Genomic DNA, 15,105 nt, shown 5'->3' with positions numbered 1-15,105 from the left:
TTCACGGCGGTGCCGTCGGAGAAGAGGCCGACCTCGGGCAGCGCGACGCGCTCGCCTGCCGCGAGCGAGCGCTTCATCGCGCACGAATCGTCGGTCTGCACGCCGATCACCCTGATCTCGGGGCGCAGCGCCTTCACGTATGCGGCGACGCCCGCAGCCAGGCTGCCGCCGCCGATCGGCACGAAGATCGCATGGATCGGCCCCGAATGCCGATGCAGCACTTCCTTCGCGACCGTGCCCTGCCCGGCGATCACGTACGGATCGTCGAACGCCGGAATGAACGCGAGCCCGTCGCGCTGCTGCAGGCGCAGCGCGTGCGCATAGGCGTCGCTGTACGACTCGCCCGCCTGCACGACGTCGACGAACGCGCCGCCGTGCGCGCGCACCGCATCGACCTTCACCTGCGGCGCCGTCTGAGGCACGACGATCGTCGCCTTCACGCCGAGCCGCGCCGCCGCGAGCGCGACGCCCTGCGCGTGATTGCCCGCCGACGCGGTGATCACGCCACGCGCGAGCGCGTCGGCGGATAGATGCGCCATCTTGTTGTACGCGCCGCGAATCTTGAACGAGAACACCGGCTGCGTGTCCTCGCGCTTCAGCCAGACCGTGTTGCGCACGCGCGCCGACAGGTTCCGCGCGTAATCGAGCGCCGTCTCGCGCGCGACGTCGTAGACGCGCGCGTTCAAAATCAGCTTCAGGTAATCGTCGAGTGCGCTCGCGTGGGCCGCGATCGTCGCGGCTGCATCGGGCATGCGGGCTTCGGGTGTTTCCGTCACGGCGTCGGCTGACTGCATGACAAGCTCTCCTGGAGATGGACGCCCGGGAGACGGAAACAAAAAACCCGCCTCACGGGGCGGGTTGCTGTGATTGCGTTCGGACGCGCGCTAACCCACCATTCGATGAATGGTGCGAATAATGTGCGCGATGGGGAAGCAACGGGAATTCATGAGCGCAAGCTTGAGCCGGCGCGCGCGGTTTGTCAATCCTTCGCCGACAGGCCCGCGCGCCGTCCCGCTGCGGCGGACGCCGGTTGCCCGGCCGCAGTCTCAGTAAAGCTCCGGGACGATCATATCCGCCGGCACCGGACGCCGGATGTAGTCGTCGTGATGCTCTCGCTGCGGCAGATGCACCGGATCGCGCTCGATCTCGTAGTACGGCACGAGGCTCAGCAGATGGTGCATGCAGTTGAGCCGCGCGCGCTTCTTGTCGACCGCCTGCACGACCCACCACGGCGCCTCGGGGATGTGCGTGCGCGTGAGCATCTCCTCCTTCGCCGCCGTATACGCCTCCCAGCGGCGCCGGCTCTCGAAATCCATCGGGCTCAGCTTCCATTGCTTGAGCGGATCGTCGATGCGGTTCTGGAAGCGCACTTCCTGCTCGTCGTCGGTGATCGAGAACCAGTACTTGACGATCTGGATCCCGCTGCGCGCAAGCATCTTCTCGAATTCCGGCACCGACCGGTAGAACTCTTCGTGCTCATCGTCAGTGCAGAAGTTCATCACGCGCTCGACGCCCGCGCGGTTGTACCAGCTCCGGTCGAACAGCACGATCTCGCCGCCCGCGGGCAGATGCGCGACGTAGCGCTGGAAGTACCATTGCGTGCGCTCGCGGTTGCTCGGCGCCGGCAGCGCGGCGACCCGGCACACGCGCGGATTCAGCCGCTGCGTGATGCGCTTGATCACGCCGCCCTTGCCCGCCGCGTCGCGCCCCTCGAAGATCACGACGAGCCGGTGCCCGGTGCTCACAACCCAGTCCTGCAGCTTCACGAGCTCGCCCTGCATGCGGAACAGCTCGCGGAAATAGTGCTTGCGCGCCTCGCGGCGCTCGGCGGAAAAGAGCGATTCGTCGTCGTCGAAGCGACGATCGTCGAGCTCCATCTCGAGCTCTTCGTCGTACGCGTCGACGAGATCCTCCTCGAAGCGGCGCTGCCGCTCGTGCAGCGGCGCCGTGTCGCGCCGCGTTTCCTTCTCGCTCATGTCGGCCTCCTTGCTGCGCGTCGCAGACGCGTTCCGCGGACATTATCGCAGGCTCGGGTGTCGGGGGAATGACTGCGCGCCGGTGTTCGTGAGGCCGACGGCCGCGAGCGACGCCGGACGGCCGGTTGCGGAGGGCCGGTTGCGGACGGCCGGTTGCGGAGGGCCGGTTGCAACGAGCCGCTGCCGAAGCGCCGCTCTCCGACAACCGACGGAACAGGCTGGCCGACGCCGCGCAGTCATGCCGCGCCGGTCAGAACCGGTAATTGAGCAGCATCGTGCAGAGCAGGACGTTCGCGGAAAGCGTCGTCGTGCTCGACGCGAGTATCCGCTTCGCATCGTTGATGTTGAGCGTGATCGCCGCCTTGAGCGGAATGTACGAGAGCGCCGTCGACAGCGATAACTGGCGAGTCAGCTGATAGTTCGCACCGACGACGAAAACGGGCGTCCACGTACTCTTCACGCTCGCCGTCGCCCGGACGCCATTCGGCAAGACCAGATTTGCGCCCGCCTGCAGCAGACGATCGAGCGCGCCCGGATCGGCAAGCAGCGATTGCAGCTCGCCGAGCGAGATGCCCGCCGACAGCAATCCGCCGAGCGACGCGAGCTTGTTGGCGAACACGGGGTTCAGGTTCGAATTCGTGAAGCGCGTGTAGCTGATGCCGAGGCCGACGTACGGCCGGAACCGGTCTTCGCGCTTGCCGAGGTAATACTTGAACACGGTCGACGCGAGCCACGCGCGCGTCGTGCCGAGCGGATTGCTCTGCGTGTTGCCGAGATCGACGAGCGGCAGCCGGCCCTGCGCGCCCGGGAAAATCTTGTCGAACGGCAGCCCGATGCTGCCGTGGCCGCGCATCGTCAGCTCGGGCGGAATTCCACCGACGATCTCGGCCGCGACGTGCTCGCCGAAGAAATGCGTGAACGTGAACGCGAACGTGTTCGTGTTGCTGATAGACACGGCGGAGCCAGGGTTCACGAAGCTGCCGAGTCCGAGCGCCGCCGTCGACGTCGTCACGGGCGTCGAGCGTCCCGTCGACAGCACGTAGTGCCAGCCGATCCCGATCATGTTGCTGTCGTCGCCCTGCAACTGCTCGACGAGCGTCGGGCCCTGCGCCTCCGGCAGGTCGGGCAGCATCTCCGGGTCGATCGGATGCAGCTCGTACGGCATCCGGTCGTAGCGCACGCCGGCGATGAAGCGCGGCGACGCGTCGGCGGGCGGGGGCTGCGGCGCGCCGCTGTCCGGCGCGCACGGGCCGTCGCCGCACGCGGCCGCGGGCGGCGCGTCGTCCGCCGGCGAACCGCCCGGCGCGTCGGCGAAGCCGACGCCGTCGTCGCCTTCGGCGCGCGCGCGCAGTCCGCCCGGCGGCGGCGCGGCGCGCTGGCCGAGCGTGATCTTTTCTTCGGTGAGCTTGCGCGGACGCGGCGCATTCGGGTCCGAGGCCAATGAGGCAGCCGCATCGGCGGCCGCGCCGCCGTTCGGCGCCGAACCGCTCCCCGCAGCCGGCGACGCGGTGCGTGCCGCCTCCCGCCGCGCGCCGCCCGGCACCGGCCCCCACACGCTCGAGCCGAAGCCCGGCGCGTCGCCGCCTGGAAAGAAGCCGATGCCGTCCGCGCCGTCGCGCCATCTCGCCGCGCCGCTGTCCTGCGCGTGCGCGGACCACGCGCACGCGAGTAGCGTCGCGCCGAGCCAGCAAGACACCGGGGCGCGCCAGCCACGGCGCGCGCGTTGACGGCGATGCTTGTCACCCTTGCGCATCGAACGTCACGCGGGCGTACCGAACATCCGCTGCCGGATCCGATACAACGGTTCGAACAGCCATTCGAGCAAGCTGCGCTTCTCGAGCACGATGTCCGCCCGCAGCGTCATCCCGGCCTTCAGCGCGAGCGACGTGCCTTCGAACGCCGGCTTGCGGTCGGCGAGCTCGACCCAGCTCTTGAAGTAGGTCTGCGGCGAACCCGCGTCGGTCGGCAGGTTCAGTTCCTTCGCGGTAAACGCCACGGGCGACACCGACACCAGCTTGCCGCGATAAGTGCCGAACTTTTCGACCGGATAGCTGCCGTACGCGAGCTTCACTTCCTGGCCGGGCTTGACGAATCCCGCCTTCGACGACGGGATGTACAGCTCGGCGATCAGCCCGTCCGCCTTCGCGGGCAGGATCTCGACGACGCGCGTGCCGGGCGGATCGATCACGCTGCCCTGCACGACATCGAGCCGCACGATCTGCCCGTCGGCGGGCGCGTACAGCACCTGGTTGACGCTCTCGTCGATGTTGTATTCCTTCGAGTTCAGCTCTTCCTGCTTGATCTTCAGCTCGGCGTTCGAGCCGTCGTACTTGCTCTGCACCGTGTCGAGATCGCCGCGCAGCTTCATCGCGTTCTTCACGAGATCGGCGCGGCGCAGCATCAGGTCCTGATACGCCTGGCCCGCCTGCAGGTACTGCGTGTTCACCTGGTTGTACTGCTCGAGCGTGACGACCTGCTCGTTCAGCAGCTGCTTCACGCGATCGCGGCGCTCCTGGTATTCGGACACGATCCGCTTCTGGTCCTGGATCTGCTTGTCGATGAGCGCGCGGCTCTCCGACAGCGCGGCAATCTGCTGCTTGATCTGCTCGATGGTCGACTGGTATTCGAGCTTCGCCGCGTCGATTTGCTGATCGACCTCGACGCGCTGCCGCTTGATCGACTCGCGCATCCCCTGCACGTTGTTCGCCTGCGACACGAAGCTCGTATCGCGCGTGACGCTCAGGAGCTTCTGCCCGGCTTTCACGTGCTGGTCCTTCGCGATGTACAACTCGCGCACCGCCCATCCGGGCGGCGCGCCGACGCCGATCAAGCCCGTGCGCGGCGTCAGCATGCCCATCACGTTCTCGGTGTTCGCGTACGTCAGACGGACGAGCGCGACGACGAACATCGCGAACATCGCGATCGACAGATAGCAGAAGAAGCGCATCGACACCGGCACGTCGACGACACCGTTGATCACGGTGCCGAACGTCGTGCCGCGCGTCAGCTTGCGCGGCGTCTTCTGCTCTCTCAGGGTGGTCATCCAGGTGGGCATGGGCGAAACTCGTCAGGCGCTGCGCAGCGGCGGCGCGGCGGCGCGCGCGTTCTGCTCGAGCAACGGGGATGGCATCAGGTAAGGCGTGAAGTGCTCCCAGAAGTGCCACTGTTCGGGCTGCTTCACGAGCGCGTCCTCGAGCTTGTCGGCGATCCGCTGATGGGTCGCCGCGACGCGCGATATCTCGTCGACGACGCCGAGCATCCGCGACGCGGGCCGCGCGTCGAGCTCGACGAAATGCATCTTGCACGTGTCGCGAAACGGCACGCCAGTCGCGTACGACACGAGGAGCGGAATGTCGTGCTCGACCGCGAGCTTCACGCCGCCGCCCGCGAGCCGCACCCAGCGGCCGCCGAGCCGGCACGCGTTGGTCTTGCCGAAGCGGCCGTGCAGGTCGGAGAACAGCAGGAACACGGGCGATTCCTTGCGCAGCCCCGTGACGAGCCGGCGCAAATGCACGCGCTGCTCGATGTCGATCAGCTCGATCTTGCCCGCGCCGTATTCCTCGACGAGGCGCAGCGCATCGTCGAAGAACGCACCCGGCGCGTCCTTGTGCATCACGATCATCATCTTGCGGTCTTCGGGAATCATCAGCCGCAGCTTCGTGACGAACAGCATCAGGTTGCCGAAGTGCAGGCCCGCGAGCATCAGCGGGCCGCCGCGCGCGAGCGCCTCGCGCAGCGCGGGCTCGCCTTCGCATTCCATCCGGTCGAGCATCGCCTTCATCGACGCGATGCTGTGCGAGCGCAGCATCAGTCCGGCGACCTCGGCCTCGAACAGCTCGCGGACGATCCCGTCGGCGACGCCGCGAATGCGCGCGGGATCATCGTTCAGGTGCGTGCTCAGCATGTGTCTAACCGACATCTCGATCGAACAGCGGATCGACGGAAAGAGACGCAGGCAGGCGCCCGCGCACCAGCGCATCATGCCGAGCCCGCGCTCGGGCGAGCGGCCGAGCGCGATCCGCTTGACGATCCGCCGCACGAAAAAGCAATACGAGAACGCATTGAACAGAAAGAGCCGCATCAGCGTCATCTTGGCACCTCCAGTTCCGGCTGCCGCTCGGGCGTGATCTCGGCGAGGCGGCCGTCGCGCATCTCGTAGATGCGGTCAACCATCGACAGGATCGACGCATCGTGCGTGACGAGCACGATCGTGCACGGCAGCGTCAGCACGTTGCGGCAGATCTCGTGCGTCGTCGCCTGATCGAGATTCGACGAGAATTCGTCGAGGATCAGAAGTCGCGGCTCGCAGTACAGCGCGCGCGCGATCAACAGGCGCTGCATCTGCCCGGCCGACAGGAACTTCTGCGTGTCGCCGAGCGGCGTGTCGTAGCGGTTGTCGAGCACGTCGATTTCGCGGTCGATGCACGCGAGGCGCGCCGCCTCGTGCATCGCGCCCAGGCGCGGCGCGGGTGCGAAGTTCGTGATGTTGTCGCGGATCGTGCCGCGAAACAGCTGATCCGACTGCGTGACGGCCGCGACGTGCTTGCGGTAGAGCCTCAAATTCACCTCGGACACATCGACGCCGCCGACGAACAGCATGCCCGGCGTCGACTGATAGAGCCCGCAGATCAGGTTCAGCAGCGTCGTCTTGCCGCTGCCGGTGCGGCCGACGATCGCCACTTTCGCACCGGCCGGCACGTCGAGATCGATGTTCTCGAGGATCGCACGGCGGCCGCCCTTCGGTGTGTACGTCAGCGCACGGATCGACAGCGAGCCGTCGAAATGCTCGATCGAGCGCACCGGCGCGTCGGGCGCAGGCTCTTCGGTCTCGGTCTGAAGCACGTCGGCGACGCGGTCCATGTGGACCTGCAGCACCTTGCGCCGCACGTAGAGCTGGATCGAATCGATGAACTTGTCGGCGAACAGGTTCTTGTATTGAATGAACGCGTAGATGATCCCGATCGTGCTCTGCCCGTGCATCACGAGCCACGCGCCGTACGTGACGATGACCAGTTGCTCGATGTGGACGATGCCCTTCGAGATCGCATCGAACAGCAGTTGCAGCCGCTCCTGCTGGCGGACCGCCTGCAGCTTCTGCGTGAACGCATTCACCCACAGGCTGCTGCGCGACGTCTCCGACGACAGCAGCTTGATCGAATGCGCGGAGCGGATGTTCTCGATCAGGAGCGCGTCGGCCTCGGCGCCGCGCGTCAGGATCTGCGACATCGCATCCTGCAATTGCGGCTGGATCGCGAGCCGCGACAGCGCGAACAGCACCATCCCCGCGAGGCTGATGCCGGCGAGCACCGGGCTGTAGTACAGCATCAGCACGAGCGTGACGACGCACGTGAAGATATTGAGCAGCCCGCCGATCAGCCCGTCGACGAGAAAGCGGCCGATCTCGGACACCGACGCGACGCGCGAGATCGAATCGCCCGTGTTATGGAACAGGTAATAGCTGATCGGCAGCCGCGCGAGATGCCCGACCATGTTCGACGACAGCTGCTGCGACACGATGTTGCGCAGGTAGCTCTTGATGTTGCCGACGAGGTTCGCGTACAGCGTGTCGAACAGGAACACGATGCCGAACAGGATCGTCAGCAGGTACAGGATGTCGACGTCGGTCTTCTTCAGCGCCTCGTCGATCGTCAACTGCACATACGACGGCCCGAGCAGCAGCAGCAACTGCGCGGCGATGCCGCCCGCGACGCCGAGCAGGATGCTCTTGCGAATGCCCGTCAGGCCGACCAGATAGTCGCGCAGATGGATCTTGTCGGACGTGCCGACGTGCTTGAAGCCGATGTCCGGATTGAGTTCGAGCGCGTAGCCCGTGATCTGCGCGAGCGCTTGCGCGAGCGGCAGCTTCGTCTCGCCCAGCGCCGGATCGACGATGTGCACGCTGCCGTAGCACACCTTCGTCAGCACGACGTAGTGGTTCATCCCCCAGTGCAGGATGCAGGGCAGCTTCAGCGCATCGATCTCGTTCGCCTCGAACTGAAGCCCCCGCGCGCGCATCCCAAGGTCGTTCCCGATCTCCATCAGGTCGAAGAACGACAGGCCGGAATCGATCTTGACGGGATACCGGTTGCGCAGCGTGCGCAACGTCGTGTCGCGGCCGTGCCAGGTCGCGATCATCGCAAGGCACGCGAGACCGCACTCGGTCACCTCGTCCTGAAGAATGGGCCTGACTTTATTGGTGTTGAACCACATAGCTTGCGAATCGCTGAGCACGACAATACCGGCCCGCGCGCGGCGCGGCTTGGCTCGAAGCCATCGCGCGAGCGCGGCGTGAACGCCGCGTCCGACCTCAGCGGAACGCGGCTCTGGCGATACCTGGGATCGGGCTTAGCTGCCGGACCCCAGCGCCATCTTGAATTGGTTGACGGCCTGTGCCTGGTATTGGGTCAAGAGCCCGCTGACGACGGGACCGATCGATTGATTCGCAAGGGAAACCGTGTAGGCGGCCGAGTTGGCGTAGGCGGAACCTCCACCGCGGATCGCACGGGCTTGCTGCTCTGATATGGCTTGCATCGGGGTGGCCTTTACTCTTTTAGCGATGTCATCGACCCGAATCCGCATCCGCCAAAGCGAATGACCCCATCCGGAGCTGCCTCGACACCACTGTCTCCTGATCATTTCCTCCGATTGCCAACCAAGACGAATGAATAATGTTTTTATATCTCGATTGGCGACGGATTACCGTTTTTGCCGCTTGAACTCCAGACTATTTTACGCGGGGGGCGCCTCCCCGCGCAAATGCAACGGTTAGTGCTTACTTGCCGTTGCTGTTGTAGCTCTTCGGGTTCTGCAGATAGCCGCCGAGCGTCGGCATGAACTGGCCGAGCGCCGTGAACAGCGGACCGGACGCTGCTGCCAGCGTGCCCAGCGAGCTGATCGGACCACCACCGTGAACTGCCTTGGCCTGCTCCATCGTCATGACCTTCATAACTATCTCCTCGTAAAGAATAAAGACGACGTCAAGACTTCTCTAATAATGCCAATGGCCGTAAATAACCGAACGACGTTTATTTTTTATCGCTGCGATTACAAGCCGGAATCAGGCTATCATGCGCTCAAGGTAGAAACAAGATGGCCGGCCGCGTCTTATATAGGTTTTTTGACGTTCCGGAATTCACCAAAAAGATGCATGCGTTTCAACTCAATATTTAAAACGTTTAATTTGCAGCGTCGGCAGCTTGACGCAAGGCAGGAGATGGAGACGGAGATGTTTGAAACAGCGAATTTGGGTGCCTCGTCTAAATTTCGGCATGCGGGTTTTCACTTAACGACAACACTCTTTCGATTTCGCGCCAATGCGGCTTACATTGCCGTTTGCGCAGCAATCGTCGCGCTCGGCACCGGTTCCGAATCGGCTCGCGCGTTCTGTCTCGACGAGGCTTATCAACACGCCGTCTCGAACGATCCGAAATTCCTGCAGGCAAAAGCCGAATACGACGCCGCGCGGCAGAAATATCCGCAGGCCCGCGCGCAGATGCTGCCGCAGGCGAGCGCGCAGCTCGAATGGGGCCGCTACGGCACGCACGCGAACCTGTTCGGCATCAATGTGAGCGGCAGCAGCACTGCCGCGTACGGCGCCGCACAGGTCACGCAGGCGCTCTTCAACATGCCGTACCTGTACGACATGAGCCGTGCGAAGGAATTCGAGGAGTCCGCGCGGCAGCAGCTCGAAGTCGCGAAGCAGGAGCTCATCATGCGCGTCGCGAACGCGTGCTTCGATCTGCTGTCCGCACGCGAAAAGCTGCAGCTCGCCGACGACGAAGTCGACGCGCTCACGCGCCTCGAAAGCGATACGCGCAGGATGGCGCAACTCGGAATGAAGACGATCGGCGACACCGCTGAGATCGAGGCGCGCAGAAGCCTCGCGCAATCGGACGAAGCGCTCGCGCGCACCGACGTCGAGGCGCGCCGCGCCCGCTACGAGACGCTGCTCGGCTCCGCGATCGACTTCACGCGCTGGCCGCGCCTCGCGATGCACGGCACGTCGCCGCGCATTCCGACGGGCGACTACCAGCCGCAGGACAATCCGTCGTATCAGCAGGCGTACCGCGATCTGCGCGTCGCGCGGCTCGCCGCGAAGCGCATCGGCGCCGAGCACCTGCCGACCGTCGACCTGTTCGCGTCATATTCGCGCGGGCTCAATCCGAACCTGCGCGGCCTCACCGACAAATCCGATTTCCATCAGAGCGCGGTCGGCGTGCAGGTGACGATTCCGATCTTCTCGGGCGGCAGCGTGCACTACCGGCAGGTCGAGGCCGAGCACGTCGCGACGCAATACCAGAACCGGCTGCGCGAAGTCGAGCAGCAGCTCAGCACCGACCATCGCGAGACGCTCGCGGGACTGCAGTCGATCGGCGCGCGAATCCGCGCGCTGCAGCAGTCGCTGCTGGCCGCGCGGCTCGCGTACGACTCGTCGATGAAGGCCCACCAGGTCGGCTACAGCACGACGTACGAGACGCTCAACCTGCGCACCGACATCTCGAACATCCGCCAGAAGCTGTTTGAAAGCTATCTCGACGCGCTGAAGCTGCAACTGAAGCTGAAAGGGATTCTCGGCACGCTGAACGAGCAATCGCTCGCGGCGGTCGACAGCTTCCTGACGAGCAACGCGGTTTCGTCGGATCAGAAGAGCGAATGAGCGTTTGACCGCGAGAGCGCGGCCGGCGCGCGACTGCCGCGAGCATCGCGCGCGTCGGAATGCGACGTCCCGCTTTCGTCACATGAAAATCGTGACGCGCCTGTGACGGAAAGCGGGACGTTGTCGTTTTCGCCGAGCGCGCCGCGATGAACGGCGGGACAACGGCGCGATAAACGCGCAAAAGCGGCAGGAACAAGGCGAAGGCGATGCGACCGCGACGCATGCGGAACGCATCGTCATTCGACGCGCCGCGCGTTCGCCGCCGCTTCCGCCCTCGCCGCTACACGCTCACTGGATCACGCGCGACACGCCGCGGCCGCGCGGATCGGACACGGCCTCGGGCGTCTTGCCGTCGATCTGGATCGCCTGGATGTCGCCGCTGAAATCCTGGCCCTTCAGCGTGTAGCCCTTCGCTTCGATGCCCTTCGCGAGCTCGCCGTCGATCGGGTGGTACGGCTCCCAGAAGATCGTGTTCGGCGGCAGCAGCTGATGGTGGAATCGCATCGCGCCCACCGCGTCCTTCAGCGGCATCTTGAAGTCGTACAGGTTCGTGACGACCTGGAAGATCGACGTGAAGATCCGCGAGCCGCCCGGCGTGCCGATCACGAGCGCGACCTTGCCCTCCTTCGTCAGGATCGTCGGCGACATCGACGACAGCGGCCGCTTCTTCGGCTCGATCGCGTTCGCGTCGCTGCCGACGACGCCGAACATGTTCGCGACGCCCGGCTTCGCGGAGAAGTCGTCCATCTCGTCGTTCAGCACGATGCCCGTGCCTTCGGCCACGACGCCCGAGCCGAAGTACCCGTTGATCGTGTACGTGTTCGACACCGCGTTGCCCCACTTGTCGACGACCGAGAAGTGCGTCGTCTCCGCCTTCTCCGGCATGGTCGTGCCGAGGCCCGGCTGCACGCTCTTCGTGTCGGAAGGCGTCTCCGGATTCACTTCGGCCGCGCGCTTCGCGACGTACGCGTCGTCGGTCAATTGCGCGACGGGCACCTTGTAGAAGTCCGGGTCGCCGAGGTACTGCGCGCGATCGGCGAACACGCGCTTCTCGATCTCGGCGATCAGGTGCACGTATTGCGGCGAGTTCAGCGTGACGCCGTCGAAGTCGGCCTTGCGGTCCGCCTTCATCTTCAGCAACTGGACGAGGCCGATGCCGCCCGAGCTCGGCGGCGGCGCGGTGATCACGCGATAGCCGTTCCAGCTCGCCTGGATCGGCTGGCGCCAGACCGCCTTGTATTGCACGAGGTCCTGCTTCGTGATCAGGCCGCCGCCCTTCTTCATCGACGCGGCGATCAGCTCGGCCGTCTTGCCGTCGTAGAAGTCCTTCGCGCCGTCGTTCGCGATGCGCGTCAGCACCGCCGCGAGATCCGGCTGCTTGAAGTTCGCGCCCGCCTTCAGGCCGCTGAAGTATTGATCGAAGTTCGTCTTGCCGCCGAACTCCTTCGACGCGTCGACGCCGCGCTGCGCGAGCTGTTCGTCGACGATGAAGCCGCTGCGCGCGTAGCGGATCGCGGGCGCGAGCACCTGCTTCCACTTCAGCTTGCCGAAGCGTTTCTGCGCCTCCCACATCCCGGCCACCGTGCCCGGCACGCCGACCGCGCGATCGCCGTACAGGCTCATGCCCTTGACGACGTTGCCGTCCTTGTCGAGGTACATGTCCTTCGTCGCGGCGAGCGGCGCGCGCTCGCGATAGTCGAGGAAGTACGGCTTGCCGTCCATGTAGACGGTCATGAAGCCGCCGCCGCCGATGTTGCCCGCCTCCGGATAGGTGACGGCGAGCGTAAACGCGATCGCGACCGCGGCGTCGACCGCGTTGCCGCCTTCCTTGAAGATCTGCTCGGCGGCGTCGGCGCTGTACTTGTCGGCGACGGCAACGGCCGAGCCGTCCAGCACGACGCGCTGCGGACCTTTCGCGTAGGCGGGCGCGCTCGGCAGGAAGCCGACCGCGGCTGCGCTCACGAGCGCGGCGAGCACCGTCGACTTGAAGCGGTTCGTTGCGTTCATTGCATGTCTCCCATTTTGATCTCCTTGCTAATTGGGGCACGAAAACCGGATGAATAGGCTTATAGCACGGCCGCGTGCGTTTACAAAAATGGCGTTTCGTAGGCGAGCCTGCCGACGGGAGCGAGCAGTCGGCGCGCGAAAACGATCTCGCATCGCATGACGGTCGATTCACGGCGAACGACCGGCGACGCAGACGGCAGATCCGAGCCCGGACATCGACGCGGCGGACGAATCGTACGAAGCGGCGGTTGCATGGACGGATGACGCATGATGCATGGGCGCCGCCCGTGAATCGGCAGAACGACTGCGTTCGCGTCTTCGTCGCGCCGACCGCATCATCAATGGTAGTTAGTTGCATCGAGAAATTCGACGGCATTCCATATCTCGGCGACGACCGCGCGCCGGCCGCCCTTGCCATGCCGACATCGCCGGCGATATCCGCGGCACCCGTCGCCTCGCGCGCGCATCGCGCCGCTTGCAACTTCACGTTCGCCTCGCCCGATGCGCGCCGAGAACTTTTCTTCTCCGCCCCTGCGCGCCGCGCGCCAAATCTGCGAAGATAGCGCCCCTTTTCGATTTCGCGGCGCGTCAACGCAACACCGGCATGGCATCACACGCAGCACATCATGCAAGCGGCTTGGCCGCGGGTCTCGTCGCCGCGGCGCTCGTCGGGCAGGCGGGCGCGGCGGGACCGTGGCATCTCCATAGCCTCGCCGCGTTCGCGGCGGGCGTCGCGGGCGGCACCGCGCCCGACTGGCTCGAAGTCGCCTGGTGGAGCCGCTCGCGGCGGCTCTGGATCACGCATCGCACCGTCACGCACTGGGGCGTCGCGTGGGTCGCGATGCTCGTCTTCGCCTACCGGTCGCTCGACCATCGCCACCTTTGGGCCGCGCCGCTCTTCGGCTTCGCGTGCGGCGGCCTCGTCCATCTGATCGCCGACTGGCCGAATCCGCTCGGCGTGCCGTGGCTGTGGAAGCGCCATTCGCTCAACTGGTGGAACAGCGGGCACTGCGACCTGATCGTCGTCGCGACGGCCTGGGCCGGCGCGTTGTGGATCGCACAGGCGGCGTGGGGACACGCGGCGCCGCTCGTGCACTGGCTCGGCTGGCTGCGCACCGTGTGACGCCGCGCCGTCCGGCGCCGCCGCATCAGCGAACGGATTCGCGCGCGAGGCCCGCTCGCCGCACGCCGACAGGTCGACGCGATCCCCGCCGGCAGAATGGCGGGCGCGGCCCCGCCGCCCCCTTCGACGATCAGGCCGGATCGTTCGCACGACAACACACAAGAACATGACCGACGACATCACGACGCCTTCGTCCGCCACGCGCCCGGTGCCTGGATTCGGTCCGCTTCGCTGGATCGTGCGGCACTGGCGCGGCGACTATTCGCTCTCCGTCAGCTTCTGGCTGAACCCGTTGCCGCTCTCCGCGCTCCGCACGATCGGCAGCCACTTTCTGATAAGTCGCGCATTTTCAGCGTTGGCTCAAGGGCCGGGCGGCGATTCACTGGCTCACGCGATGGCGGCCATCCCGACCGCCGTCTTCGCCGACGCCGCGCTGTCGCTCCTCAACATCTGGTGGATCGCCGGCGTCTGGCGCGCGGCCGCGCGGCACATCGATCACACCGGCCGGCGCTTCTGGGCGCGCGCGGCACAGGTCGTGGCGGCGCTCGCCGCCGTGAAGATCGTGTACGGGATCGCGATCATTGCGCACACGATCGAGACGCTCCAACTCCTGCTCGTCAATCCGATGAGCGCGTTCACGGACCCGATCGGCGCGCTGACGAAACTGCTGTTCTGACGACTATCGGCGCTGGCGCGCGATCGCCGTGACGCGGCGAACGCGCGCGGATGCCGCCGCTGCCTCTGCCTCTGCCTCTGCCTCTGCCTCTGCCTCTGCCTCTGCCTCTGCCTCTGCCTCTGCCTCTGCCTCTGCCTCTGCCTCTGCCTCTGCCTCTGCCTCTGCCTCTGCCTCTGCCTCTGCCTCTGCCTCTGCCTCTGCCTCTGCCTCTGCCTCTGCCGATGCCGATGCCGACGCCGAAACGCAGCCGACGACGCGAGACCGCAATCCCATCCAATCGTCGCAACCAATGTGTTCGGCGCATTGCATCCATCCGCGCCGCATGACTCGCGCCGTCTCGATCGCCTACGTCCCCGGCAAAACGCGATCCAGCGGTTAGTCGCATCCCGCGACCGCCCCTGCTTCCCGCCGCCGGGTCCGCACGGCGCACCGCGCCGCGCCCCTGTCTGCAGACCGCCCGCGCGTCTGGCACACTGTGTCGCCGGGCCGGGCCTTGCGACGCCCGCGCCCGCCCTCATTCACGGTTGCGATGGACGTCACCCCGTTACTATCTTCACACCCCGATAATTGGGGTTTTGGCCAGCCAGGCCCGGCATGATTCCCGCCCCCAGTCGCAGTCATGATCCGGGGGGTGTTGTCACCGGGCCTGGTGGGTGGCTGGTGATCG

General features: G+C 65.8%; 13 protein-coding genes. 3 read left to right on the top strand and 10 right to left on the bottom strand.

Annotated features, from left to right (window positions below):
• The 8 genes from WS62_RS08365 to WS62_RS32960 all read right to left on the bottom strand — a co-directional run.
• Positions 1–794, bottom strand: a 794-nt coding sequence (locus WS62_RS08365) for a pyridoxal-phosphate dependent enzyme (protein ID WP_156440907.1), incomplete at its 3' end; no start/stop codon positions are given.
• 252 nt (positions 795–1,046) lie between these two features.
• Positions 1,047–1,976: a polyphosphate kinase 2 gene (ppk2, locus tag WS62_RS08360; protein WP_066570043.1), complete on the bottom strand. Its 930-nt coding sequence runs from the start codon at positions 1,974–1,976 to the stop codon at positions 1,047–1,049.
• Positions 1,977–2,226: 250 nt separating this feature from the next.
• A complete protein-coding gene (locus WS62_RS36100; protein WP_066570041.1) occupies positions 2,227–3,729 on the bottom strand; it encodes an OmpW/AlkL family protein in 1,503 nt (500 codons plus the stop codon).
• Between the two features lie 6 nt (positions 3,730–3,735).
• Positions 3,736–5,031 carry an HlyD family secretion protein gene (locus WS62_RS08350; RefSeq protein WP_066570040.1) on the bottom strand — a complete coding sequence of 432 codons (1,296 nt, stop codon included), beginning with the start codon at positions 5,029–5,031 and terminating at the stop codon, positions 3,736–3,738.
• Between the two features lie 12 nt (positions 5,032–5,043).
• Entirely contained in the window at positions 5,044–6,066 is a 1,023-nt protein-coding gene (locus WS62_RS08345; protein WP_066570038.1) for a hypothetical protein, read from the bottom strand.
• Positions 6,063–8,186 (bottom strand): peptidase domain-containing ABC transporter, encoded by a 2,124-nt coding sequence (locus WS62_RS08340; protein ID WP_066570037.1) that lies wholly within the window; start codon positions 8,184–8,186, stop codon positions 6,063–6,065. Before WS62_RS08340 ends, WS62_RS08345 begins: the two co-directional genes overlap by 4 nt.
• A 135-nt stretch (positions 8,187–8,321) precedes the next feature.
• Positions 8,322–8,507, bottom strand: a complete 186-nt coding sequence (locus WS62_RS08335) for a hypothetical protein (RefSeq protein ID WP_066496693.1) — start codon at positions 8,505–8,507, stop codon at positions 8,322–8,324.
• 241 nt (positions 8,508–8,748) lie between these two features.
• Positions 8,749–8,922 (bottom strand): hypothetical protein, encoded by a 174-nt coding sequence (locus WS62_RS32960; RefSeq protein WP_082720796.1) that lies wholly within the window; start codon positions 8,920–8,922, stop codon positions 8,749–8,751.
• A gap of 279 nt (positions 8,923–9,201) precedes the next feature.
• On the opposite strand from WS62_RS32960, the gene WS62_RS08330 reads away from it, so the two are divergent.
• Positions 9,202–10,632, top strand: a complete 1,431-nt coding sequence (locus WS62_RS08330; protein ID WP_066570046.1) for a TolC family protein — start codon at positions 9,202–9,204, stop codon at positions 10,630–10,632.
• A gap of 288 nt (positions 10,633–10,920) precedes the next feature.
• Here WS62_RS08330 and ggt read toward each other — a convergent pair whose 3' ends face one another.
• Positions 10,921–12,639 carry a gamma-glutamyltransferase gene (gene ggt / locus WS62_RS08325; protein WP_066570034.1) on the bottom strand — a complete coding sequence of 573 codons (1,719 nt, stop codon included), beginning with the start codon at positions 12,637–12,639 and terminating at the stop codon, positions 10,921–10,923.
• 604 nt (positions 12,640–13,243) lie between these two features.
• Here ggt and WS62_RS08320 point away from each other — a divergent pair.
• Both WS62_RS08320 and WS62_RS08315 read left to right on the top strand, forming a co-directional pair.
• Positions 13,244–13,762, top strand: coding sequence for a metal-dependent hydrolase (locus WS62_RS08320; RefSeq protein ID WP_059471012.1), 519 nt, complete (start codon positions 13,244–13,246; stop codon positions 13,760–13,762).
• Between the two features lie 166 nt (positions 13,763–13,928).
• On the top strand, positions 13,929–14,438 hold the full coding sequence (locus tag WS62_RS08315) for a hypothetical protein (protein ID WP_066570032.1): 510 nt from the start codon (positions 13,929–13,931) through the stop codon (positions 14,436–14,438).
• A 3-nt stretch (positions 14,439–14,441) separates the two neighbouring features.
• On the opposite strand, the gene WS62_RS37315 is transcribed toward WS62_RS08315, so the two are convergent.
• Entirely contained in the window at positions 14,442–14,705 is a 264-nt protein-coding gene (locus WS62_RS37315; protein WP_197422790.1) for a hypothetical protein, read from the bottom strand.
• Positions 14,706–15,105: the final 400 nt, after the last annotated feature.

Source organism: Burkholderia sp. ABCPW 14 (assembly GCF_001523835.1).
Classification (GTDB): Bacteria; Pseudomonadota; Gammaproteobacteria; order Burkholderiales; family Burkholderiaceae; genus Burkholderia; species Burkholderia mayonis.
This window is presented reverse-complemented; position numbering and strand designations above follow the sequence as displayed.

Bases quoted from the DNA above. Each gene is read 5' to 3' on its own strand.
- ppk2 (WP_066570043.1), bottom strand. From the start codon at position 1,976: ATGAGCGAGAAGGAAACGCGGCGCGACACGGCGCCGCTGCACGAGCGG.
- WS62_RS08315 (WP_066570032.1), top strand. From the start codon at position 13,929: ATGACCGACGACATCACGACGCCTTCGTCCGCCACGCGCCCGGTGCCT.
- WS62_RS08340 (WP_066570037.1), bottom strand. From the start codon at position 8,186: ATGTGGTTCAACACCAATAAAGTCAGGCCCATTCTTCAGGACGAGGTG.
- WS62_RS08330 (WP_066570046.1), top strand. From the start codon at position 9,202: ATGTTTGAAACAGCGAATTTGGGTGCCTCGTCTAAATTTCGGCATGCG.
- WS62_RS08345 (WP_066570038.1), bottom strand. From the start codon at position 6,066: ATGACGCTGATGCGGCTCTTTCTGTTCAATGCGTTCTCGTATTGCTTT.
- WS62_RS32960 (WP_082720796.1), bottom strand. From the start codon at position 8,922: ATGAAGGTCATGACGATGGAGCAGGCCAAGGCAGTTCACGGTGGTGGT.
- WS62_RS36100 (WP_066570041.1), bottom strand. From the start codon at position 3,729: ATGCGCAAGGGTGACAAGCATCGCCGTCAACGCGCGCGCCGTGGCTGG.
- WS62_RS08335 (WP_066496693.1), bottom strand. From the start codon at position 8,507: ATGCAAGCCATATCAGAGCAGCAAGCCCGTGCGATCCGCGGTGGAGGT.
- WS62_RS08350 (WP_066570040.1), bottom strand. From the start codon at position 5,031: ATGCCCACCTGGATGACCACCCTGAGAGAGCAGAAGACGCCGCGCAAG.
- ggt (WP_066570034.1), bottom strand. From the start codon at position 12,639: ATGAACGCAACGAACCGCTTCAAGTCGACGGTGCTCGCCGCGCTCGTG.
- WS62_RS08320 (WP_059471012.1), top strand. From the start codon at position 13,244: ATGGCATCACACGCAGCACATCATGCAAGCGGCTTGGCCGCGGGTCTC.